This window comes from Kitasatospora brasiliensis (assembly GCF_032654805.1).
In the GTDB taxonomy this organism is placed as follows: Bacteria; Actinomycetota; Actinomycetes; order Streptomycetales; family Streptomycetaceae; genus Kitasatospora; species Kitasatospora brasiliensis.
Window position 1 is genome coordinate 255,634 of the sequence record NZ_JAUOOW010000006.1, and the last position, 21,159, is coordinate 276,792.

Genomic DNA, 21,159 nt, shown 5'->3' on the forward strand with positions numbered 1-21,159 from the left:
GTCTACTCCTTCACCAGTTCACACAGCGGCGGCAGCTCGGTGGCGGCCAGCTCGTCCCGGGCCTTGCGCGCCCGCTCGAACTGCCCCGCCACCCGCGCCCGCACGTCCTGGAGCCGGGCGACGCACTCGTCCAGCTCCGCCAACTTCCGGCGGTACACCTCCAGAGAGGCCGGGCACGAGTCCCCTTCCGGGTGCCCCGCCCGCAGGCACTCCACGAACGGCCTGGTCTCCTCCAGTCCGAACCCGAAGTCCTGCAGCATCCGGATCTCCCGCAGCAGCCGCAGATCACCCTCGTCGTAGGCCCGGTACCCGTTGCCCGCCCGCCGGGCCGGCAGCAGTCCCAACTGCTCGTAGTACCGCAACGCCCGCGTGGTCGTCCCCGCCCGCTCCGCCAACTCCCCGATCCGCATGCCGAACCACTCCTCCCGCACGTCCGGCGACGACCGTAAACCTTCCCCCGGGCGTCAACGCCAGCCCCCTCCCGGGAGCCGCGCCCCCGGACACACCCGCCCGCCACCCGGCCCGGCAAGATGTCTCCCATGGATCTCGGACTGAAAGACCAGGCCTACATCGTCACCGGCGCCACCCGGGGCCTCGGCCTCGCCAGTGCCCGTGAACTCGCCGCCGACGGCGCCCGGGTGCTGATCAGCGGCCGCACCCAGAAGGCCGTCGACACCGCCGTCGCCGAACTCGGGACCCTCGGCACCGCCCGGGGCCTCGTCGCCGACAACGCCGACGCCGACACCCCCGAACGCCTGATCGCCGAGGCCCGGGAGCACTTCGGCCGTCTCGACGGCATCCTGATCAGCGTCGGCGGCCCCCAGGCCGGCCCGGTCGAGACCACCCCCGAGGAGGCCTGGCGCGACGCCTTCGAGAGCGTCTTCCTCGGCGCCCTCCGGCTCGCCCGCGCCGGCGCCGCCGCGCTCTCCGACGGCGGGGTGATCGCCTTCGTGCTCTCCAGCTCGGTCCGCCAGCCGATCCCCGGCCTGGGCATCTCCAACGGCCTGCGCCCCGGTCTCGCCATGGCCGCCAAGTCCCTCGCCGACGAACTCGGCCCCCGCGGCATCCGCGTGCTCGGCCTGCTCCCCGGCCGGATCGACACCGACCGGGTCCGTGAGCTCGACGCCCTCGCCCCCGACCCGGACGCCGCCCGCGCCCGGGCCGGCGCCGCCATCCCGCTCCGCCGCTACGGCGCCCCCGAGGAGTTCGGCAAGGTCGCCGCCTTCCTGCTCTCCCCCGCCGCCTCCTACCTGACCGGCGTCATGGTCCCCGTCGACGGCGGCGCCACCCGCCCGCTCTGACCCGGTCCGCTCCCCTCCGGCCGTTCCACTCCCATTGCTCCACTCCCCCTACTCCACTCTCGACGGCCGCCGCCCGCGCCGAGCCCGCCCGTGCCGGGGCTCGGCGGGGGCCGCCTGCAGGACCCGGATCCGCAGATCGGCCGGCAGCTCGGCCAGTCGCAGGCTCCCCCGGGCGTCTCTCCGGGGCCCGTCCTCGAAGTGCTCCACCAGCGCGGCCGGATCGCCGCCCGGTCTCAACCGCACCGCCCCGCGCAGCCGCGGATGCCCCGGCGCCCGCACCAGCCGCACCCCGGCCCGCTCCACCTCCGGCAGCACCGCCGTCCCGTTCTCCAGCGCCTCCTCCAGCGCCCGCGCGCCGACCCGCAGCCGTAGCCCGCTCACCCCCGGCGTCGGCACCGCGATGCTCGACAGCCCGGTGCGCCTCAGCTGCGCCACCAGCCACCACGCCGTCCCCGCCACCAGTACGGACAGTCCGCCGATCACCGTCGGCCACCACCAGGTCGACGCCACCCATCGCCCCCGGGAGCGCGCGCTGACCACCGGCTGGTCCGGCGAGGTGAGCGGCCACCACTCCGGCGGACGGACGCCCAGCCGCCGGTACAGGTCGAGTCCGCCCGCCAGCACCAGCACCCCGACGGCCAGCAGCACCGCCCCCACCACCCCCAGCAGCACCCGGTTGACGACCGACCGCCTCACCCCGCCGCCCCCGCCCCCGGCCCCGCGCCACGGGCGGCCCCGCGCGCCGTCCGCACGTCCAGCCGCGGCGGCCGCCCCAGCCCCACCCGCGCCAGCTCGTCGCGCAACTGCCGCTGCACCAGCGCCGGATCGGCCACCCCCTCCAGTGAGACCCGCACCCGCCGCCGCCCGACCCGGATCCGCAGCCGGTCGATCCCGTCCAGCCCCGCCGCCCGGTCCGCCAGCAGGTGTCCGACCCCGGCCCGGTCGATGGCCGCGGTCGTCCCCCCGTAGGGCCGCAGGGCGAGCCACCGACGGGAGCCGGGTGCGACGGCCAGCCACAGCAGCCACCCGCCGAGCACCGTCACCGCTCCGGCTCCCACCAGCACCGCCAGATCGTCGAGGTGCCGCGCCGCCAGCTCGTCGGCGATCTGCGCCCGCCACCGCCGGGCCGGCTGCCCCACCCGCACCGCGACCACGTCGTACAGCAACGCCCCCGCCACCACCAGCACCCCCGTGGCCACCACCGCCGCCGCGGCCGTACGGGATGCCCGCAGCCTGCGGGCCTTCCTCGGCCGCGGGTCCGATGCCGCCTCCGGCTCCGGCGCCGGCTCGTCCCGCGCCCCGGGGTCCTGCGCGCTCACGAGGTGCTCCCCGTCACCAGCTTCTCGACCACGACCACCACGTCCGACACCCTCGTCCCGGTCAGCCCCGCGACCCGTTCGGCGATCCGCTCCCGCACCGCGCCGGCCAGCGCCGCGATGTCCGACGGGAAGGGCAGCTCGACCGCGACCCGGACGGTCACCGTGCTCCCCGGTACGGTCACCGAGACCTGCGGCGGCGCCCCCTTCTCCCGCCCGGCGGGCCAGGCGCCGGCCAGCACCTCCCGGGTGGCCCGGGCCGCGATCCGGGCGTACACCCGGTCGGCGACCCGCAGCCGCCCTCGACGCCCCGGCGCGGGAACCGAAGCGGTGGCGGAGGCGGGCGCGGCGGCCGCCATCAGCGGCGCCGGTCGCGGCCGCGGAGCAGGTCTCCCAGGTCGCCCAGCTCGATGTCGCCCTCCAGCAGGCGCCCGGCCACGAAGCCGACCAGCCCGAGCGCGGCCACCAGCAGAAAGGCCGCGAAGCCGCCGAAGTACCCGGCGAAGCCGAGGGCCATGCCCACCACCAGGCCCACGATGGCCAGGTTCATCCGCTACTCCCTCGTCTCCCGCTGCCTCGTCCGGTCCGGCCCCCGCTCCCCCTGACGTCCTACTTGAGCTTCGGCCGCTGCCCGGGCGTCGCCACCGGCTCCTCTTCCTCCTCGTACTCGGGTTCGTCCGGGAGGTGGACGTCGTTGACCGCGATGTTGACCTCGACGACTTCCAGGCCGGTCATCCGTTCGACCGCGCCGATGATGTTCTCCCGTACCTGGCGGGCGAGTTCGGGGATGACCACGCCGTACTCCACCACCAGGGCGATGTCGATCGCGGTCTGTTTCTCGCCGACCTCGGCCTTGATGCCCCGCCCGACACTGGGCTTGCCGCCAGGCACCCGGTCCCGCATCGCGCCGAAGGTCCGGGCCAGCCCGGAGCCGAGCGCGTGGATTCCGGTGACCTCGCGGGCGGCCATCCCGGCGATCTTCTCCACCACACCGACGGCCAGCGCGGTGCGGCCGCGCTCCGCCGACGGCGTGGCGCCGCCGACGGCGCCCGGCGGCGAGCCGGGGGTCGGCGCACCGCCGCTGCCGGGGTGCTTGTGCATGGTCGCGGGCGTCGGAGTGTCAGGCATGGGCGCATCTCCCGTCGTGCGGGTCCAGCTATATCGCAAACCTCCACAACTCTGGCATTTCGCCACGATCCCCGCCCGTCGAGCGGCGGCGGCCCGACCCCGGGTAACGGACAGGGCCCGGCCCCGGGGTGGTCCCCCGGGGCCGGGCCCTGCGTCGATGCCGTACGGTCAGTCGCCGATCCCGGCGAGCTCGCGCAGCCGACGGGCCTGCGCCGCCCGTTCGGCCGAGCGCTGCTCGTCGAAGGAGCGTCCGGCGGCTCCCTGCAGCAGGGCCTTGGTCTCGATCACCGCGCCGCGCGGGGCGCCCAGCAGGGCCGCCGCGAGGTCACGGGCGGCACCGTCCAGCTCCTCCCCCGGGACGGCCAGGTTGGCCAGCCCGATCGCGGCGGCCTCCTCGGCGCCCACCCAGCGGCCGGTCGCGCAGATCTCCAGCGCCCGCGCGTAGCCGACGAGTTCGGTGAGCGGCTTGGTCCCGGCCAGGTCCGGGACGAGGCCCAGCGAGGTCTCCTTCATGGCGAACTGCACGTCCTCGGCGACCACCCGCAGGTCGCAGCCGAGGGCCAGCTGGAAGCCCGCGCCGACGGCATGGCCCTGGACGGCCGCGATGGAGATCAGGTCCGGACGGCGCCACCAGGTGAAGGCCTCCTGGTACGAGGCGATGGCGTCGTCCAGCTCGCGGTCGGTGGACGCGGCGAGCTGCAGGAAGGTGGGCTCACCCGGGATGCCCTCGGCGGTGAACATGGCCCGGTCCAGCCCGGCGGAGAAGGAGACCCCCTCCGCGCGCAGCAGCACCACCCGGACGCTGCCGGGCAGGTCACGGCCGGCGTCGGTGAGGGCGCGCCAGAGCGCGGGCGACTGGGCGTTGCGCCGCTTGGGCTGACACAGGGTGATGACGGCGAGTTCGCCTTCGATCTCCAGGCGGACGCCGTCCCGCTCCCAGCTCGGGGCCTGCGGGTCGGTGGCGGGGGCGGTCATGCGGGGACCTCCGGTGGCGAGGGACTTGGCTACCGGAGAGTAACAAAACTCGACGCGCGAGGGCAGGGCCCCGGCCGGGAAAGATCGACGGGCCCGCCGGAATCGGCGAAGAACGAAAGGAAAGAGCGATGAAAAGCCGAAAAGGGGGCGAGTCGCCCCCGGACATGACGATCGGCGGCCGGTCCACACGATCCGAGGGCGGACACCCAATCGATGACCGATTGTCGTCTCCTCGACCGGCGTCCTGCCGCCGCGCCATTCAGCCCCTCAGCTGACGAACCGTCAGGACCCGGCCCCGGCAGTCGCCTTGTTCTTGCCCCGCGTGGCACCGCCGCGGCCCCGGAGAATCACTCCGGACTCGCTCAGCATGCGGTGCACGAAGCCGTACGAACGACCGGTCTCCTCCGCGAGAGCGCGAATGCTCGCCCCGGAGTCGTACTTCTTCTTGAGATCGGCCGCGAGCTTCTCACGCGCGGCACCGGTCACCCGGCTGCCCTTTTTCAGAGTCTCGGCCACCCGTGCCTCCTCGTAGCGTTGCTCGGTCAGATTCCCATGATCACCCATCCCTCTCGTCCTGGCCACCCATTCGACAAGGTCCATGTCGCAAAAGGGTGGTCAGCCGGTGGTGATCCGAGCGCATCAGGGCGCTCACACAGAGTGCACGCCCCCGGGCGGATAGCGCCGTTCGCTGCGAAATAGCTGATCAGCAGCGTCGGCCCGCCACGATCACGTGGCGGGCCGACGGAAAGTCCTTAAACGGAATCCGGGTCTACTTCATTCCCAGACACGCCGAAAGGACTAGATATTCTCATCCGAATAGCGGATGTCGTGTCTACTTCCGGTCAGGCCAAGGAGACCAGATCGGCGTACGACGGGTTCCACAGGTCCTCCACGCCGTCCGGCAGCAGGATGATCCGCTCCGGGTCGAGCGCCTCGACCGCGCCCTCGTCGTGGGTGACCAGCACGACCGCGCCGGAGAACTCGCGCAGCGCGCCCAGGATCTCCTCGCGGCTGGCCGGGTCGAGGTTGTTGGTGGGCTCGTCGAGCAGCAGCACGTTGGCGGAGGAGACCACCAGGGTGGCCAGCGCCAGACGGGTCTTCTCCCCGCCGGAGAGCACCCCGGCCGGCTTGTCGACGTCGTCGCCGGAGAACAGGAAGGAGCCGAGGATCTTGCGGATCTGCACCAGGTCGGTGTCCGGGGCGGCCGAGCGCATGTTCTCCAGCACGCTGCGGTCCGGGTCGAGCGTCTCGTGCTCCTGGGCGTAGTAGCCGATCTTCAGGCCGTGGCCCGGGATCACCTCGCCGGTGTCCGGCTCCTCCACCCCGGCCAGCATCCGCAGCAGGGTGGTCTTGCCGGCGCCGTTGAAGCCCAGCACGACGACCCGGGAGCCGCGGTCGATCGCCAGGTCGACGTCGGTGAAGATCTCCAGCGAGCCGTAGGACTTGGACAGCCCGCTGGCGGTCAGCGGGGTCTTGCCGCAGGGGGCCGGCTCCGGGAAGCGCAGCTTGGCGACCTTGTCGCTCTGGCGCACCTGCTCCAGTCCGGACAGCAGCTTGTCGGCGCGGCGGGCCATGTTCTGCGCGGCCACCGTCTTGGTCGCCTTGGCGCGCATCTTGTCGGCCTGGGCGTTGAGGGTCGCGGCCTTCTTCTCGGCGTTGGCCCGCTCGCGCTTGCGGCGCTTCTCGTCGTCCTCGCGCTGCTGCTGGTACTGCTTCCAGCCCATGTTGTAGACGTCGATGCAGGAGCGGTTGGCGTCCAGGTAGAAGACCTTGTTGACGACCGTCTCGACCAGGTCGACGTCGTGCGAGATGACGATGAAGCCGCCCTTGTACGTCTTCAGGAAGTCCCGCAGCCAGACGATCGAGTCCGCGTCCAGGTGGTTGGTGGGCTCGTCGAGCAGCAGCACGTCGGAGTCCGAGAAGAGGATCCGGGCCAGCTCGACGCGGCGGCGCTGACCGCCGGAGAGGGTGTGCAGCGGCTGGTTGAGGATGCGGTCCGGCAGGCCCAGCGCGGCGGCGATGGTGGCGGCCTCGGCCTCGGCGGCGTACCCGCCCTTGGTGAGGAACTCGGTCTCCAGCCGGGCGTACTTCTTCATCGCGTTGTCGCGGGTGGCGCCCTTGCCGTTGGCCATCCGGTCCTCGTTCTCGCGCATCTTCTTCAGCACGGTGTCGAGGCCGCGGGCGGACAGGATGCGGTCCTTGGCGAGGACGTCCAGGTCACCGGTGCGGGGGTCCTGCGGGAGGTAGCCGACCTCTCCCGAACGGGTGACGGTACCGGCGGCGGGCAGGCCCTCCCCGGCCAGCACCTTGGTGAGGGTGGTCTTGCCGGCGCCGTTGCGGCCGACCAGGCCGATCCGGTCTCCGGCGGCGACCTTGAAGCTCGCGGACTCGATCAGGATCCGGGCACCGGCGCGCAGCTCTAGGGCGTTGGCGGAAATCATGGCTGGGAACTACTCCTGGGACGTGGGCGGGCGGCCGGGCGGGATGGACCCGGGGCCGAGGCAGCGTGAGGGGGGCTTCATCGGCGGTCGGCGCGACCCTCGTGGCGCCGCCGCCCGCTATTGCCCGGAGAAAATAGCCATGGCGGCAAGTCTACCGGGCCCCGGGCTACCCCCAACGGAGTAACGCCCACGGCCGGACACCGGCCCGCCGCCCGTGGCGCCCGGCCCGCCGCGGCTACTGCGGCTGCGCGTCCGGCTGGTCCCCCGCGGGGGCGTCGGTGTCCGCCGGGGCGCCCGGGGCGGCGTCCGCGCCCGCCGGGGTCTGCGGAGCCGTCGGGGTCGCCGGGTCCGCCGCCGGGTCCACGCAGCCGCCCTGCGGCCGGACGGCGGCGAACGGCGCGTCCAGGCTGCCGCAGGCCGTCTCGGGCGCGGCCGCCTTGGTGTCGTACACCTTGGGCGGGACGATCGGGCCGTCGGTGATCTCCACCCGGCTGCGGTCCAGCACCTTGGCCGAGACCGCCGGACCGGTGCTCATCGCCCAGCCGTTGCTGTCCAGCCGGTAGCCGGTGATGCCGCCGGAGACGGGCTGCCCGGCACTGTTGGCGCAGGTGCGCGGGATGAGCACGGCGTAGTCGGTGTGGACGGTGCGCAGCGGGTCGTAGACGCAGTTCCCGGAGGGCCGGTCGTTGTAGCGCAGGTCGCCGTCGGCGTCGCGCAGGCCCATGGTGAGGTTCGGCGTGACCAGGGCCAGCCAGGGCGATCCGTCCCGCTGGACGGTGTGCAGCGCGGCCGCGGCCCGCTGCTTGGCGAGCGCCTTGCGCTGGGCGTCGGTCCGCTTGTCGGCGCCGGGCTCGCCGTCGCCGCGCAGCCAGTCGGCCAGGCCCGGCACCGCGCGGTGCCAGCGCACCTCGTGGTCGCCCGGGCGCACCGAGGTGACCATGCCGTCGTCCCAGACCACGATGGCGTTGTCCCCGGCCATCGCCAGGTAGAGCGCCTCGGCGCCCTCGCGGCGGTAGGACCAGGCCTGCTCGCCGGTCTGCTTGTGGAAGGCCTCCAGGCCCGGGCCGACTCGGAGGTCGAGGTCGGCCGAGCTGAGGGATTCGGAGTTCACCGGCGTGGCGCCCGCGTCGCCCGGCCCCGCCACCCGGTCGCCGAACGGCACCGGCTTGTTCGCGTGCGCCGCCGCTCCGGCCGCAAGGACCAGCATCACCGCCGAGGCAGGGAGGATCGAGCGGGGGGTCAGTACACGCAGAGGCTTCCAGGACACGGCCGGAGCGTACCTTTCGGGGGGCGCGGGAGTCAGCCCGGTTGTACCGCGCGTCCGTCCGGCCGAGCGCGCGCCCGGCCCCGTGCGCCGTCCCCGTACGACCGCCCGCCCACCTGCGCCGTCGGGGCTTTCGGCCGCTCCGGAGGGCTTGCCGAAGCGGGCCGGACGGGCCCGGCGGGACCGTTACGGAGCTGTGACCTGATCTTCGGCCGCCGCCGGTTGCGGCAGACGGCGTTCGAAGAGCGCCCACTTTAGGGTGACATCCGGGTTTTTCGTCCCTCGTCGGGCCTACTGTCGGCGAGCGGGGCGCCACGGTCCGTCCACGCCGAGACCGTGCGCCCCGCCCATGCGACGTCCGGAGGAGAGACCATGCGAATCGGCCGCTTGACGCTGGCCGCCGCCACCCTGCTGCTGATGGCCACGGCCAGCGTCCCGGCCGGGACGCCGTTCAGCCAGACCGAACGGCACACCCTCTCCTCGGAGGCCATCGAGCCGCGCGGGGCGGCCGCCCGTCCGCCGGTCCAGCGGCCGAAGCACGAGCCGCCGTTCGGCGCCTTCGTCGGGTCCTGGGACGACCACATCCCGCAGATCAGCCGGTACGCCCGGTGGCTGGGCGACGCGAACATGCAGGTCGGCCACACCTATCTGGCGGGCAACGGCTGGAGCGACATCGAGGGCGAGCCGCTGGTGCTCGGCCTGTGGTCGCAGTGGCGGCAGGCCGACTCGTCCCGGCTGCTGGTGCTCGGGGTGCCGATGCTGGTGCCCAGTGAGGCGGACGTACCGGACGGCGAGGTGGCCAGGCTGCTCGGCGAGGGGGCGCGCGGGGACTACGACGGGCACTTCCTCAAGCTCGCGCGCCGGCTGGTCGCGCTGGGCGGCGCGGACACCGTGCTCACTCTCGGCTGGGAGATGAACGGCACCACCTACACCCACCGCTGCAAGCCCGACCCGTCCGCCTGGAAGGCGTACTGGCGGCGGATCGTCGGGGTGATGCGCTCGGTGCCCGGGCAGCGGTTCCGCTTCGACTTCGCGCCCAGCCGGGGCCTGGACGCCATCCCGTGGACCAGGTGCTACCCCGGCGACGACGTGGTCGACATCATCGGCATGGACAGCTACGACCAGCCCGCCGGGGCCACCTTCGACGACTACGTGCGCGAGCCGTACGGCCTCCAGGACCAGGTGGAGTTCGCCGCCAAGCGCGGCAAGCCGGTCTCGTACCCGGAGTGGGGGCTGTTCCGCAACGGCGACAACCCCGAGTTCGTGCAGCGGATGGTCGACTGGATCCGCACCCACGACACCGCCTACCAGACCGTCACCGACTACTGTCCGCACGGCTTCTTCCAGTGCGAGCGCAATCCGCGTTCGGCCGCGGCGTTCAAGCAGCTGATGTCCGGCTCGAAGGGGGCGCCGACGGAGGTGGCACCGGCGCCCGCCGCGCCGCCCGCCGCCCCTCCGGTCGCCCCGGCGGCGCCGGTCCCGCCCGGGCCGCCGAACGCGCCCGCCGCGCCGAGCCGGGCGGCGAGCCCGTCGGCCCGGCCGTCGGCGCATCCGTCGGCGGGCAGGTCGGCGAGCCCGAAACAGGCCCGGCACTGAGCTGTCCGCCGGGCGGTCAGCCGGGCGTTCGGCTGCGGCGGCGGGCCAGCAGCGCCTCCTTCAGCCGGGGGAAGCGGGTACGCAGCTGATGGGCCGCCGCCTGCCGGGCGCGCACCGCCCCGGCCCGGACGGCGGCGGCCGGTGCCGCCCCCGCCGGGCCGAGCAGCAGCCGCTGGTTGGGCAGCTGGTCCGGTCGCCAGCGCTGCTTGTACGGCTCCTGGCCGCGCAGCAGCCCGAGCACCGGGACGCCCGCCGCGACCGTCTCGTCCAGCGCCGCGCTGAACAGCAGCCCGGCGATGTCCAGCCGCTCGCGCAGCACCGGGTGCGCGCCGTACATGTACAGCCCGCCGAAGGACGGGCAGAGCAGCAGGAGGTTCACCGCGACCAGCCGGCCGTCCAGGTGGAACTGGTGGACGGCGGCCCTGCCGCTCGCGACCAGGCCGGTGGTGGACTCGGTCAGGTGCCGGGCGAACCGCTCGGTGCGGTGCTCGGGGGTGACGCCGCGCGCCTGCCACTGGAGGAAGTGCAGCTCCAGCAGCCCCTCCAGCGCCTGCGGCACCTCGGCCACCGGGGTCGAGCGGACCTTCACCCCGGCCTCCGCGATCTTGCGGAGCTTCACCCGGCTGCGCTGGGCGGTCTTGCCGGGCACCCGCTTGAGCAGCCGGTCCATCGGGACGGCCGGCAGGTACTGGCAGAGCGAGTCCTGGTAGCGGCGGCGGCTGCCGCGCCAGTGCTCGTACACCCGGTGCACCGCCGCCTCGGGGTGCACCTCGCGCAGTTCCAGCCAGTGCCAGGGGCGGGTGAGCGGGAGGGCCGCGGCGAACTCGGCGGCGGCGCGGTCGGCGCACTCGTCGTCGAGCAGGACGTCGGTGTAGTCGATCAGTCCGTCGCCGAGGCCGGTCAGGCCGCCGAGCGCGCCGCCCCGCTGGAAGGCCCCCGCCCCGACCAGCCGGCCGTCCCGGCGGACCAGCACCACGAGCAGCCGGCCGGGGCGGCCGTAGTGGCGCCACCAGGAGCGCTGCCAGTCGGCGGCCTGGAAGAAGGTGGCGCTCCGGCAGCGGGCGGCCAGGTCGTCCCACTCCTCGGCGAGGGCGTCCAGGGCGTCGTCCTCGCCGCGCAGTTCGGTGGTCCAGGCCGGGGCGGTCGCCTGGGCGGGCAGGCCGACTCTGCGGGTCTCGGTACTCACCGGCCGCTCCCGGCGGCGGTCTTCTCCTTGGCCGGGGGCTGGGCCTTGGCGGCGGGCTGGGCCTTGGCGGCGGGCTTCCCTTCGGGGGAGGTCTTCTCCTCGGCGGGGGGCTGTTCCTGCGCCGGGGACTGCTTCTTCGCGGCGGGCTGCTTCGTCCCGTCGGGCGCGGCGGCGGGCTTCTGAGCGGCCTTCCGGTCGGTCCTCTCCTCCGCCTTCGTGCCCTCGGGCTCGGCCTCGGTCCCGGCCTGGGGTTCGACCTTCGCCGCGGTCTTGGCCACGCTCTTGGCCTTGGGTGCGGTCTCGATCTCGGGCTCGGCCTTGGCCGGCTCCCCGCTGCGCGGGCGCGGTGCGGTCGGGGCCTTGGCCGGCGCCGGAGCGGCGGCGGGAGTCGCGGGGACCTCTGCGGCCTCCGCCGGCGTCTGGGGCACCTCGGGGCTCCCGGCGGCCTGCGCCGTCCCGGCCGCGCCCCGGCGGCGGGTCATCATCGCCAGCGAGCCCAGCAGCAGCCCGGCCGCGCCGCCGACCGCGATGTCCAGCTTGGCGGAGGGCGTGGTCGGCTTGTCCGGCGCGGCGGCCGGGGCCAGCGTCACCAGCCGGACGTTGGTGTCCCGGCTGCTGGTGTTGGCGAAGGCGACCAGCGAGCGGGCCACCGCGTCGGCGGTCCGGGCGGCGTCCTGGGCGCGCCGCCCGGTGCCGGTGATCTCGATCATCGGGGCGTCCGGGGAGGTCGTCCCGTGCACCAGGGTCTCCAGCTCGGTCCGGCTGTGGCCGGTCTCGGCGGCCGCCACGGCGAGGACCTGCGGCTGGCCGGCCAGTCTGCCGTACGCCTGGGCGAAGTTGGTCGCGAGCGCGGCCTCCCCGGGGTTCTGCGCGACCACGAGGACGTAGGCGTTGGCGGTGTACGACGGGTCCGCGACGACGGCGTACCCGCCGCCGGCCACGGCGCCCAGCGGAACCGCGAGCGCCACCGGCCACCAGCGGCGGACCAGGCGGCGGGCGGCGCTTCGGCGCAGTGTGGTCAGCGGTGTGGTCATCGGTGTGGCTCCTTGGGTCTGGTACGGCGGTTCCGGCGGTGGCGGGCGGTCAGCCGCGGGCCAGCCGGTCGTAGAGGGCGCCCAGGTCGGCGGCGACCCGGACGATGTCGTAGTGGCCGACGGCCGGGGGGTGCGGCAGCGGGTCGGCGGTGTGCCCGCTGAGCGGCCGCAGGTCGCGCAGCGCGGCGGCGTAGGCGGCGGGCTCGGAGGGGATGCGGCGGGCCTGCGGGGCGGCGCTGGGCGGCAGTTCGTCGAGCGCCGGGCAGGCGCTGTGCCGCACCGGCAGTCCGGCCGCGAGGCCTTCCAGGACGCCGAGGCCGAAGGTCTCGGCGGCGGAGGGGGCTGCCAGCACGTCCAGGGCGGCCAGCAGTTCGGGCACGTCGTCGCGCTCGCCGGCGAGCACCAGCCGGTCCCGGACGCCGAGTTCCTCGGCCCGGCGCTCCAGCGCGGCGCGCTCCGGACCCTCGCCGACCAGCACCAGCCGGGTGGCCGGGTCGAGGTCGGCGAGCGCCTCGACCAGCACCTCGAAGCGCTTGCCGGGGACGAGCCGTCCCACCCCGCCGACCACCCAGCTCCCCGGCGGCAGGCCGAGTTCGGCCCGCAGCCGGCGGCGGGCGGCGGCCCGGTCGGCGGGCGGGAGGAGGTAGCGGGAGGGGTCGAGGCCGTTCGGGATCAGTTCGATCCGGGCCGGCGGGACGCCCCAGGAGCGCAGCGTCTGGGCGACCTGGCGGGAGACCGCGACGGTGGTGCTGCCGAGCCGTTCGGCCGCCAGGTAGAGGCCCTTGACGCCGCGGGTGACCGGGCGGCCCTCGATCACCCCGGCGTGCAGCGAGTGCTCGGTGGAGACCACCGCGCGCACTCCGGCCAGCCGCGCGGCCAGCCGGCCGTACAGCTGCGCCCGGTAGAGGTGGGTGTGCACCAGGTCGTAGTGGCCGTCCCGGACCAGCCGGACCAGCCGGGGCAGCGCGCCGAGGTCCCGGTTGCCGCTCATGCCGAGGTGGTGGACGGTGACGCCGTCGGCGCGCAGCGCGGCGGCGACGGTGCCGGGGTTGGTCAGGGCGAGCACCTCGCACTGCTGGTGCGCCGGCAGGTGCCGCAGCAGCAGGTGGAGTTGGCGCTCGGCGCCGCCGGAGGCCAGGCCGGTGACGATGTGCAGCACCCTCATGGCCGGCGCCCCTCGCGCGCGTGGCGCAGCTCGGTGACGGCGTCGCGCAGCCGGTGCCGGCCCTCCTTGGCGCGCAGCCGCCAGGCGCCGTCGCGGTCGCCGACGTAGCAGCGGGGCAGGGCGAAGCGGCCGGTGAGCGGGGAGTGGGCGATGGCGCAGGCGTAGTCGTATCCGGCGTCGCGCACGGCGAGGGTGGCGGGCAGGTCGACGGAGCCGTACGGGTAGCAGAAGCCGGTGACCGGGCCGCCGACGGCTTCCTCCAGCAGGCGCCGGCTCTCCCGGGTCTGGACGGCGAGGGCCTCGGTCGGCAGGCCGGACAGGGCCCGGTGGCTGAGGCCGTGCGAGCCGATCTCCCAGCCGGCGGCGGCGAGTTCGGTCACTTCCTGGACGGTGAGCAGCTTCTTGCGCGGGCCCTTCGTGTCCCAGTCGTTGGCCCGGCCGAGCAGGTCGGCGACGACGTACGCGGTGGCGGTGAAGCCGTACGCCTGGAGGATCGGCACCGCGTACCGGGCGAAGTCGGCGTAGCCGTCGTCGAAGGTCAGGCCGACCAGTCGGTCGTCCCGGCCGAGGGCGCGGGCGCGCATCAGTTCGCGGACCGAGACGCCGCGCCGGCCGCGCCGGTGCAGCCAGGCGATCTGTTCGGCGAACCGTTCGGGGCTGACGGTGAGCCGGTAGGGGTCCTCCTTCTCGACCGCCACCGAGTGGTACATCAGGATCCACGGCGAGGCGCAGCCGGGGGTGGGTGGTTCGCCTGCCGGGCGGCTCCTGGGCAGTGGTGCCAGGTTCGGCGGTGCGTCGCTGACGCTCGCCTGGGCCGAACGGACGGTGCCCCGTTCATTGTCCATGGGGACGCTTCCCTTCTTCGGCGACGGTTGCCGGGTTCCGGACGGGCTTCAGGGCCCGGGCGACGGCGAGGACCGGGCCGCGCACCTCGCGGGCGCCGAGCCCGGTGCCGAGGGCGGCGAAGGCCAGCGCCACGGTGAGGCCTCCGAGGAGGGTCGAGAGCAGCGGGTCGGCGGCCAGGCCGGCGGCGGCGGTGCCGAGCAGGGTGGCTCCGGCGGCGGCGATGACCAGCCGGGCGTGGCCGCCGAGCACCCGGGGCAGCCGCAGCGGGATGCCGCGCAGGACCAGGCCGCGCAGCAGCAGGGCGGCGACGGCGGTGATGCCGGCCGCGTTGCCGGCGGCGAGCCCCAGGGCGCCGAAGCGGGGGGTGGCGAGCAGGCCGGTGGTGACGGTGACGCCGAGGCCGAGGACCATCGCGGCGGCCGGGTACCAGTCCAGCAGTCGGCGGCGGCCGTCCTCGGTGCCCGGGTCGTCGGCGCGGCGGACCACCGGGCAGAGCGAGAAGTACGGGCGGATCATCACACCGATCAGTGCCTGGGCGGGCAGGCCGAAGCTGTACACCCGGATGACGTCGGCGGTGGCGGCGGTGTCGTGCGGGCCGAAGGCGCCGCGTTCGAAGAGCAGCGAGACCACCGAGGGGGCGCAGGCCACCAGGCAGGCGGTGCCGAGCAGGACGACGGCGGCCGCCTGGCCGAGGTCCTTCTCCACCCGGTCACGGGCGGCGGTGAGGTCTCCGGCGGCGAGGGCCCGGGCGACCAGTGGGAAGGTGATGGTGCAGATCAGGATGCCCGCCGTCATGGCGAGTTGGGAGACCTTGGCGGCGTAGTTGAGGTGCGAGATGGTGCCGGGGGGCAGCGCCGAGCCGAGGTAGCGCTCGACGAAGACCTGGGCCTGGCGGATGAGGGTGAAGGCGGCCACCGGCAGCAGGGCGAGCGGCATCAGTACCAGGGCCCGGCGGGAGCGGCGGCTGCGGCCGGCGCCGCTGCCCGTTCCGGTGCCGGACGGGCCTTGGCGCAGCCGGCGCAGGAACGGGCCGATCAGCAGTCCGGCCATCAGCAGGCTGCCGGCCGCGACGCCGAGGGCGGCGGAGCGCACGCCGAGGACGGAGTGGAGGCAGAGCAGGACGGCGAGGATGCCGAGGTTGTGGGCGACGTAGATGCCGGCCGGGGCGGTGAAGCGGTGGTGGGCGCGCAGCGCGGCGGCCAGGTAGCCGGCCACGCCGAAGGGCAGCACGGTGATCGCGGTGATCCGGGTGCAGGTGACGGCGAGGGCCGGGTCGGGGAGGCCGGGGGCGAGCAGGTCGACCACTCGCGGGGCGCCGAGGGCGACGGTCAGGGCGAGGCAGCCGAGCGCGCTCAGCAGCCAGGGCAGGGTGGCGCGGACCAGTTGGCGGACCGGGTCGGGGGCGTCCGGGTCCTCCTCGCGCAGCACCAGGGCGAGGGCGAAGGCGGGCACCATGAGGAAGGACATGGCGTCCTCGATCAGCAGGGGTGCGGCGGTCTCGGGGACGGTCCAGGCGACCAGGAAGGCGTCGGTGCCCTGGTTGGCGCCGAAGTAGCGGGCCAGCAGGAGGTCGCGCAGTAAACCGAGGCCGGAGCCGGCGGCGCTGAGGACGGCGGTGATGCCGAAGGCCTTGGCGAGGAAGCCGCGCCGGGGGGCCGGGTGGGGCGCCGGGGCCGAGCCGTCGCCGTGGCCGCCGGCGGGGGCGGTGCCGCGGGGGGCCGGAAGGGAGGAGGCCAGGGCGGCGGGCCGGTCGGTGGTCACCGGGCCGCTCCGGTGGGCGCGTCGCCGGGGTGCTCGGGACCGTTCGCGGCGGCGCGGGCGGCGAGGCCGAGGACGACGGAGGTCAGCACGGTGGTGGTGCCGCCGATGTCGGCGTACAGGAAGTCGAACAGCACCCAGGTGAGCAGGGCGAGTGCGGCCGGCCCGGAGCCGCGGCGGTGACGCAGGCAGCCGAGCAGGAGGGCGAGGAAGAGCGCGGCGTAGGCGGTGATGCCGATCAGGCCCTGTTCGCTGAGCACCAGGAAGTACATGTTGTGCGGGGAGAGCAGCGGTTCGCGCTGGAAGCCGATGGTGGCGTCGGCGGCGTCGCTGCCGGAGGACAGCCGCAGCGGGGCGTGGCTGTCGCGCAGTTGCTGGAAGGCCTTGGGTCCGGCGCCGTGCACGGGGTGGTCCTGCCAGATCCGTACGGCGGTGGCCCACAGGTCGTAGCGGTCGGAGACGGACTGGTCGGGGGCGGCGGAGACGGAGCCGATCGAGCTGAGCCGTTTGGTGACGCCGGAGCCGCCGAGGTCGAGGCCGCCGACCAGGACGACCCCGGCGGCCAGGCCGAGGACGGCGCCGCGCACCAGCAGCCGGGCGTCGACGCGCAGCAGCAGCACGGTGGCGGCGAGGCCGGTGGCGATCCAGCTGCCGCGGCTGAAGGAGACGGCCAGCGGGAAGGCGAGGAAGGCGGCGGCGGCGAACATCGCGCGGCGCAGCGGGGCGTTGCCGCCCGGGCCGCGCTCGGCGAGGGCCAGGGCGAGGGCGGCGAGCAGCCCGTAGCTGACCACGCTGGACATCGCCATGATGTCGAGCGCGCCGAAGGTGCCGACGGCCCGGATCGGCTGGCCGGTGTAGGAGGCGCCGGTGCGGGTCAGGTACTGCTCGGCGCCGACCGCGCCCTGGATCAGCGCGGCGAGGACGAAGGAGCCGAGGACCAGGCGCTGGTCGGTGCGGTCGCGCAGCGAGCAGAGCACGGCGGCGGGGACCAGGACGAACACCTGGGTGAGCCGGACGAAGCCGGTGACGCTGGCGGCCGGGTCGGTGGAGCCGATGGTGGCGACGGCGGCGGCGGCCACGACGGCGCCGAACAGCGCGCAGGTGGTGCGACTGATCGCGGGCAGCCGTCCGCGCAGCAGGTTGAGCGCGGTGAGGGCGACCAGGGCGAGCGAGGCGAGGTCGGCGGCGGTGACGTGGACGGCGGCGGCGACGTCCTTCTCCCCCGTGGGCACGCAGACCAGCAGGACGGTGGCGGCGGCCAGCGGGCTGGTGCGGTTCGCGAGGGCGTGCAGTGCCTTCGGTAAGGCGGGGCGGGGGAAGGCGGGCAGGGTCAGGGCCACGCGGGGTCAGCTCCCGTCCGGGCGGAGCACCAGGGCCGCGGTGCGGCACAGGATCTTGACGTCCTGCCAGAGGCTCCAGCTCTCGATGTAGCGGTTGTCGAACCGGGCCCGGTCCTCGATGGAGGTGTCTCCGCGCAGGCCGTTGACCTGGGCCAGGCCGGTGAGGCCGACCGGGACGCGGTGGCGGTCGGCGTACTCGGGGTAGGCCTGGCCGAACCGCATGACGAAGTAGGGGCGTTCGGGGCGCGGGCCGACCAGGCTCATGTCTCCGCGCAGGACGTTCCACAGCTGGGGCAGCTCGTCCAGCGAGCTCTTGCGCAGCAGCCGTCCGACGGTGCCCATCCGGTGGTCCTGGGAGATGTTCCAGCGGGTGGCGGACTCGTGCTCGTTGTTCGGGCGCAGGGTGCGGAACTTGAGGACGGTGAAGACCCGGCCGTCCAGCCCGGTGCGCTGCTGGCGGAAGAGCACGCCGGGGCCGGTGTCGAAGCGGACGGCGAGGGCGCACAGGGCCAGGACGGGGGCGAGCAGCAGCAGGCCGATCGCGGCGGCGGTGACGTCCAGGGCGCGTTTGACGGCCCAGCCGGGGCGGCGCCTGGCCGGGCGGCCGACCCGCAGGCAGGGGAAGCCCCACAGGTGGTCGCCGCCGGAGATCGGGGCGGTGGGCAGCGAGCCGTACTCGCGCAGTGCGGGCACCAGCCAGACCTGGCAGCCGAGCCGGGCGGCGTCGCGCAGGGTGGCGGCGGTCTCGGCCTCGTCGGCGCCGCCGGCGGTGGCGATCACGTGCTGGACGCGGTGGCGGCGCACCTCGCGTTCCAGTGCCTCGCGGCCGCCGAGCACCGGCAGGTCGGTGTCGCCGAGTACGGGCAGGGCGGTGTCGCCGGGCAGCAGCGGCTGGTCGGCGTCGAGGAAGCCGACCGGGCGCATCCCGTACTCGCGGTGTTCGCGCAGGGCGGCGGCGACCCGGCGGCCGAGCCGGCCGGCGCCGAGCACCAGGACGGCGCCGGGGTGGCCGCGGCGGATCCGCCGGACCAGGTGGTAGAGGACGGCGCGGCCGACGGTGGCGATCACCAGTTGGGCGCCGAGCAGGACGGTGAGCCGGGCGGGGGTGGCCGGGCCGCAGTCGGGCCAGCGGCCGCCGAGGCAGGCGGTCAGGGTGACGGCGAAGGCGGCGGCGACCACGGCCCGGGCGGCCAGTGCGGGCAGTTCGTCCAGGACGGACAGGGTGAGCCGGGTGCGGTAGAGGCCGGCGGCCAGGTTGAGCAGGAGCAGCAGGGGCAGGACGGCGGGGACGCCGAGCAGCGGGTCGAGCGGGGCGGCCGGGTCGACGAGGCGGTTGGCGATGCCGGCGGCGGAGCACAGTGCGATGGTGTCGGCCTGGACCAGGGCGAGCGACAGGGCCAGCCGGGCGCGGACCGTGCCGCGGGGCCGGTGCTGCGGCGGGACCGCGCGGGAGTGCGCGGCTTGCGCCGGGCGGTCGAGCAGCCCGGTGCCGGGTCGGCGGGGACCGAAGAGGGGCCCGCCCGCTCGCGGCACACTGTCGTGGTCAATGGTCATCAGCGCACGATCTCCCCTGCTGTGTGCCCGGGGTGACGCTGCCCCGGCACCGGTTGGCGCGGGGCGGCCGTCCCGGCTCGATGGGCGCGGTCCTGACAGCACCTGCTGCCGCTGGTCGCTTTCGAATGTCCGGTGGCGGGGCCGATCACTTCGGTGCCGACGGCCGAGGAATCGGTTGCGAGGGGCTCAGCCGTGAAATTCCGGCACGGAATTTGAACGAAGCAGGCGAAATCCGACAATACAGAACCAGGCGGTACAGGACGGAAGTTGACTTGCCGTTTCATTCCAGCCGCCCATTAATAGGTATTTCGGATATGACGCCTCGCCCTCGATATCCGGTCGAGGGTGCGAATACGACAGCGCCGGAAACGGCGGGCATTCACGGCATGTGAAACGATCAGATCCGCGCCGGGACACGGGCCCCACGGCGCCCCGACGCCGGGCCGGCGCCCAGCAGGTGGCGGTACAGGACGTCCACCTGTTCGACCACGGTGCGCACGTCGTGACGGCCGACCACGTGGTCGCGCAGCCGGGCGCCGCGCCGCTCGCATTCGATCGGATCGGACAGCGCGTCCCCCATTCGGGTGGCGAGGGCATCCGGGTCCTCGGGCGGCACCACCGCGTGCGCGAGTTCGGACGGCGGCAGGCACTCCCGGGCGCCGGGCACGTCGGTCAGCAGCACCGGACGGGCCGCCGCCATCGCCTCCAGCGGGGCCAGCGCCATCCCCTCCCAGCGCGAGGGCAGCACCACCAAATCGGCCGCCGCCAGCCACGGGCGCGGATCCGGCACGTCCCCGACCAGCCGGACCCGGGACGGCTCGACGCTCTCCCGCACCAGCTCCGCGATCCGCTGCTCCTGCGGCCCGCCGCCGACCAGCGCCAGCCGGGCCCGCGGCACCCGGCGCAGCACCTGGGGCCAGGCGGCCAGCAGCACGTCCTGGCCCTTCTGCCGGCACAGCCGCCCGACGCACACCGCGAGCGGGGCGTCCGGGGCCAGGCCGAGCGCGATCCGGGCGGCGCGGCGGTCGGCGGGCGCGTAGTGGCGCACGTCCACGCCGTTGGGCACCACCGCCCAGTCGGCGTGCACCCCGGCCGTCACGCCGTCGGCCCGCTCCTGGACGCTGACGCACAGCACCCGGTGGGCCCAGCGGGCGGCGAAGCGCTCCCAGCGCAGGGTGGCGGCGGCCAGCGCGCCGTCGACGGCGGCGAAGGACCAGGCGTGCGGCTGGAAGACGGTCGGCACCGCGCCCCGCACGGCGAGCCGGCCGGCCAGTCCGGCCTTGGCGCTGTGCAGGTGGACCACGTCGGGCGCGGCCGCCCGGACGATCCGGCGCAGCCGCCAGGCCTCGGCGAGGGTGCCCGGGCCGGGCGAACGCCGAGCGGGCCAGTCCTGGACCAGCGCGCCCGCGGCGGCGGTCTCCGCGGCCAGCCGCCCGCCGTCCGGGCAGGCGACCAGCACCCGGTGGCCGGCCTCCCGCTGGCCCCGGACCAGGTCGGTGACGACGCGGGCGACTCCGCCGTCCACCGGCTGGGAAATGTGAAGGATCGTCATATGCACGGCGGCGAGCCTAGGGTGGCTCCGCCGTGCCGGAAGGCCGCTGTCACCCACAGGTGGCGGTTCGGCCACCCGTACGGCTTTCGGCTCGTACGGGAGACCGAACCGCTCGAATTCCCGGGCGATTCGATCGCTTCGGTGGATTTACCCGGGTGAATCGCGCGGGTGGCGATTCCGGGGGCTCTTCCGGGGGTCTTCCAGGGGGCTTCCCGGGCTCTTACGAGGGGGAGCCTCAGCGGACCTCGGCGGCGAGGTTGGCCAGCACCTGGTCGTGGATCCGGTTCAGGCCCTTCGGGGCGAAGGTTCGCTCGAAGAAGCCGCCGATGCCGGTCGCGCCCTGCCAGGTGGCGGACACGGTGACCTTGGAGCGGCCCTCGCCGACAGCCGAGACCGTCCAGGTGATCACCATGCTGGAGTTGGCGTCCTTCTCCACCAGCTGGTCCGGCTTGGGCGCCGAGACGGTGAACAGGCAGTCGCGCACCCGCTTCTCGGTGGCCTGGAGCTTCCAGTGCACCTGGGTGCCGGCTCCGGTGCCGCCGACCCGCACCTCGTACTCGCTGTACTGCGCGGGCAGCAGCTTCGGGCGGGTCACCTGGTAGTCGGCCAGCGCCTCGTACACCCGCTCGGGGGCCGCGTCGTAGACCCGCTCGGTGGTGGCCTGCACCTGTCCCATGACCTTGCTCTCCTCGTGTGGTGGGTA

21 protein-coding genes are annotated in these 21,159 nt (G+C 74.8%); 2 read left to right on the plus strand and 19 right to left on the minus strand.

The window, feature by feature from the left end:
- Positions 1-2: 2 nt before the first annotated feature.
- Entirely contained in the window at positions 3-410 is a 408-nt protein-coding gene (locus QWJ13_RS23965; RefSeq protein WP_316526971.1) for a MerR family transcriptional regulator, read from the minus strand.
- A 129-nt stretch (positions 411-539) separates the two neighbouring features.
- On the opposite strand from QWJ13_RS23965, the gene QWJ13_RS23970 reads away from it, so the two are divergent.
- Complete coding sequence (locus tag QWJ13_RS23970; RefSeq protein ID WP_316526972.1) at positions 540-1,301, plus strand: SDR family oxidoreductase; 762 nt, start codon at positions 540-542, stop codon at positions 1,299-1,301.
- A gap of 48 nt (positions 1,302-1,349) precedes the next feature.
- Here the strand turns inward: QWJ13_RS23970 and QWJ13_RS23975 are convergent, their stop codons facing one another.
- The 9 genes from QWJ13_RS23975 to QWJ13_RS24015 form a co-directional block, all read right to left on the minus strand.
- Complete coding sequence (locus QWJ13_RS23975; protein WP_316526973.1) at positions 1,350-1,997, minus strand: alkaline shock response membrane anchor protein AmaP; 648 nt, start codon at positions 1,995-1,997, stop codon at positions 1,350-1,352.
- Positions 1,994-2,620, minus strand: a complete 627-nt coding sequence (locus tag QWJ13_RS23980) for a DUF6286 domain-containing protein (protein WP_316526974.1) — start codon at positions 2,618-2,620, stop codon at positions 1,994-1,996. The genes QWJ13_RS23975 and QWJ13_RS23980 overlap by 4 nt, the downstream gene beginning before the upstream one ends.
- Positions 2,617-2,976 (minus strand): Asp23/Gls24 family envelope stress response protein, encoded by a 360-nt coding sequence (locus tag QWJ13_RS23985; RefSeq protein WP_316526975.1) that lies wholly within the window; start codon positions 2,974-2,976, stop codon positions 2,617-2,619. Before QWJ13_RS23985 ends, QWJ13_RS23980 begins: the two co-directional genes overlap by 4 nt.
- A complete protein-coding gene (locus tag QWJ13_RS23990; protein WP_063349611.1) occupies positions 2,976-3,167 on the minus strand; it encodes a hypothetical protein in 192 nt (63 codons plus the stop codon). The genes QWJ13_RS23985 and QWJ13_RS23990 overlap by 1 nt, the downstream gene beginning before the upstream one ends.
- A 59-nt stretch (positions 3,168-3,226) precedes the next feature.
- On the minus strand, positions 3,227-3,745 hold the full coding sequence (locus tag QWJ13_RS23995; RefSeq protein ID WP_432277590.1) for an Asp23/Gls24 family envelope stress response protein: 519 nt from the start codon (positions 3,743-3,745) through the stop codon (positions 3,227-3,229).
- A gap of 168 nt (positions 3,746-3,913) precedes the next feature.
- Positions 3,914-4,720, minus strand: coding sequence for an enoyl-CoA hydratase/isomerase family protein (locus tag QWJ13_RS24000; protein WP_316526977.1), 807 nt, complete (start codon positions 4,718-4,720; stop codon positions 3,914-3,916).
- Between the two features lie 282 nt (positions 4,721-5,002).
- Positions 5,003-5,236: a helix-turn-helix domain-containing protein gene (locus tag QWJ13_RS24005; RefSeq protein ID WP_030059940.1), complete on the minus strand. Its 234-nt coding sequence runs from the start codon at positions 5,234-5,236 to the stop codon at positions 5,003-5,005.
- Positions 5,237-5,562: 326 nt separating this feature from the next.
- Positions 5,563-7,161: an ABC-F family ATP-binding cassette domain-containing protein gene (locus QWJ13_RS24010; protein ID WP_316526979.1), complete on the minus strand. Its 1,599-nt coding sequence runs from the start codon at positions 7,159-7,161 to the stop codon at positions 5,563-5,565.
- Between the two features lie 235 nt (positions 7,162-7,396).
- A complete protein-coding gene (locus QWJ13_RS24015) occupies positions 7,397-8,428 on the minus strand; it encodes a PQQ-binding-like beta-propeller repeat protein (RefSeq protein ID WP_316526980.1) in 1,032 nt (343 codons plus the stop codon).
- A gap of 369 nt (positions 8,429-8,797) precedes the next feature.
- On the opposite strand from QWJ13_RS24015, the gene QWJ13_RS24020 reads away from it, so the two are divergent.
- A complete protein-coding gene (locus tag QWJ13_RS24020; protein WP_316526982.1) occupies positions 8,798-10,021 on the plus strand; it encodes a glycoside hydrolase family 26 protein in 1,224 nt (407 codons plus the stop codon).
- 16 nt (positions 10,022-10,037) lie between these two features.
- Here QWJ13_RS24020 and QWJ13_RS24025 read toward each other — a convergent pair whose 3' ends face one another.
- The 9 genes from QWJ13_RS24025 to QWJ13_RS24065 all read right to left on the minus strand — a co-directional run bounded on the left by QWJ13_RS24025 (position 10,038) and on the right by QWJ13_RS24065 (position 21,132).
- Positions 10,038-11,207 carry a GNAT family N-acetyltransferase gene (locus tag QWJ13_RS24025; protein ID WP_316526983.1) on the minus strand — a complete coding sequence of 390 codons (1,170 nt, stop codon included), beginning with the start codon at positions 11,205-11,207 and terminating at the stop codon, positions 10,038-10,040.
- Positions 11,204-12,241, minus strand: coding sequence for a YveK family protein (locus QWJ13_RS24030; protein WP_316526984.1), 1,038 nt, complete (start codon positions 12,239-12,241; stop codon positions 11,204-11,206). The genes QWJ13_RS24025 and QWJ13_RS24030 overlap by 4 nt, the downstream gene beginning before the upstream one ends.
- Before the next feature lie 49 nt (positions 12,242-12,290).
- Complete coding sequence (locus tag QWJ13_RS24035; protein WP_316526985.1) at positions 12,291-13,406, minus strand: glycosyltransferase; 1,116 nt, start codon at positions 13,404-13,406, stop codon at positions 12,291-12,293.
- Positions 13,403-14,251, minus strand: a complete 849-nt coding sequence (locus tag QWJ13_RS24040) for a polysaccharide deacetylase family protein (protein ID WP_316526986.1) — start codon at positions 14,249-14,251, stop codon at positions 13,403-13,405. Before QWJ13_RS24040 ends, QWJ13_RS24035 begins: the two co-directional genes overlap by 4 nt.
- Positions 14,241-16,013: a lipid II flippase MurJ gene (locus QWJ13_RS24045; protein WP_316526987.1), complete on the minus strand. Its 1,773-nt coding sequence runs from the start codon at positions 16,011-16,013 to the stop codon at positions 14,241-14,243. The genes QWJ13_RS24040 and QWJ13_RS24045 overlap by 11 nt, the downstream gene beginning before the upstream one ends.
- Positions 16,010-17,350, minus strand: a complete 1,341-nt coding sequence (locus QWJ13_RS24050; protein WP_316526989.1) for an O-antigen ligase family protein — start codon at positions 17,348-17,350, stop codon at positions 16,010-16,012. Before QWJ13_RS24050 ends, QWJ13_RS24045 begins: the two co-directional genes overlap by 4 nt.
- A gap of 6 nt (positions 17,351-17,356) precedes the next feature.
- Positions 17,357-18,904, minus strand: a complete 1,548-nt coding sequence (locus QWJ13_RS24055; protein WP_316526990.1) for a sugar transferase — start codon at positions 18,902-18,904, stop codon at positions 17,357-17,359.
- 397 nt (positions 18,905-19,301) lie between these two features.
- Entirely contained in the window at positions 19,302-20,456 is a 1,155-nt protein-coding gene (locus QWJ13_RS24060; RefSeq protein WP_316526991.1) for a glycosyltransferase, read from the minus strand.
- A 235-nt stretch (positions 20,457-20,691) separates the two neighbouring features.
- A complete protein-coding gene (locus QWJ13_RS24065) occupies positions 20,692-21,132 on the minus strand; it encodes an SRPBCC family protein (RefSeq protein ID WP_316526992.1) in 441 nt (146 codons plus the stop codon).
- Between the last annotated feature and the right edge of the window lie 27 nt (positions 21,133-21,159).

Bases quoted from the DNA above. Each gene is read 5' to 3' on its own strand.
- QWJ13_RS23965 (WP_316526971.1), bottom strand. From the start codon at position 410: ATGCGGATCGGGGAGTTGGCGGAGCGGGCGGGGACGACCACGCGGGCG.
- QWJ13_RS23970 (WP_316526972.1), top strand. From the start codon at position 540: ATGGATCTCGGACTGAAAGACCAGGCCTACATCGTCACCGGCGCCACC.
- QWJ13_RS23985 (WP_316526975.1), bottom strand. From the start codon at position 2,976: ATGGCGGCCGCCGCGCCCGCCTCCGCCACCGCTTCGGTTCCCGCGCCG.
- QWJ13_RS23990 (WP_063349611.1), bottom strand. From the start codon at position 3,167: ATGAACCTGGCCATCGTGGGCCTGGTGGTGGGCATGGCCCTCGGCTTC.
- QWJ13_RS23995 (WP_432277590.1), bottom strand. From the start codon at position 3,745: ATGCCTGACACTCCGACGCCCGCGACCATGCACAAGCACCCCGGCAGC.
- QWJ13_RS24000 (WP_316526977.1), bottom strand. From the start codon at position 4,720: ATGACCGCCCCCGCCACCGACCCGCAGGCCCCGAGCTGGGAGCGGGAC.
- QWJ13_RS24010 (WP_316526979.1), bottom strand. From the start codon at position 7,161: ATGATTTCCGCCAACGCCCTAGAGCTGCGCGCCGGTGCCCGGATCCTG.
- QWJ13_RS24020 (WP_316526982.1), top strand. From the start codon at position 8,798: ATGCGAATCGGCCGCTTGACGCTGGCCGCCGCCACCCTGCTGCTGATG.
- QWJ13_RS24030 (WP_316526984.1), bottom strand. From the start codon at position 12,241: ATGACCACACCGCTGACCACACTGCGCCGAAGCGCCGCCCGCCGCCTG.
- QWJ13_RS24035 (WP_316526985.1), bottom strand. From the start codon at position 13,406: ATGAGGGTGCTGCACATCGTCACCGGCCTGGCCTCCGGCGGCGCCGAG.
- QWJ13_RS24040 (WP_316526986.1), bottom strand. From the start codon at position 14,251: ATGGACAATGAACGGGGCACCGTCCGTTCGGCCCAGGCGAGCGTCAGC.
- QWJ13_RS24055 (WP_316526990.1), bottom strand. From the start codon at position 18,904: ATGACCATTGACCACGACAGTGTGCCGCGAGCGGGCGGGCCCCTCTTC.
- QWJ13_RS24060 (WP_316526991.1), bottom strand. From the start codon at position 20,456: ATGACGATCCTTCACATTTCCCAGCCGGTGGACGGCGGAGTCGCCCGC.
- QWJ13_RS24065 (WP_316526992.1), bottom strand. From the start codon at position 21,132: ATGGGACAGGTGCAGGCCACCACCGAGCGGGTCTACGACGCGGCCCCC.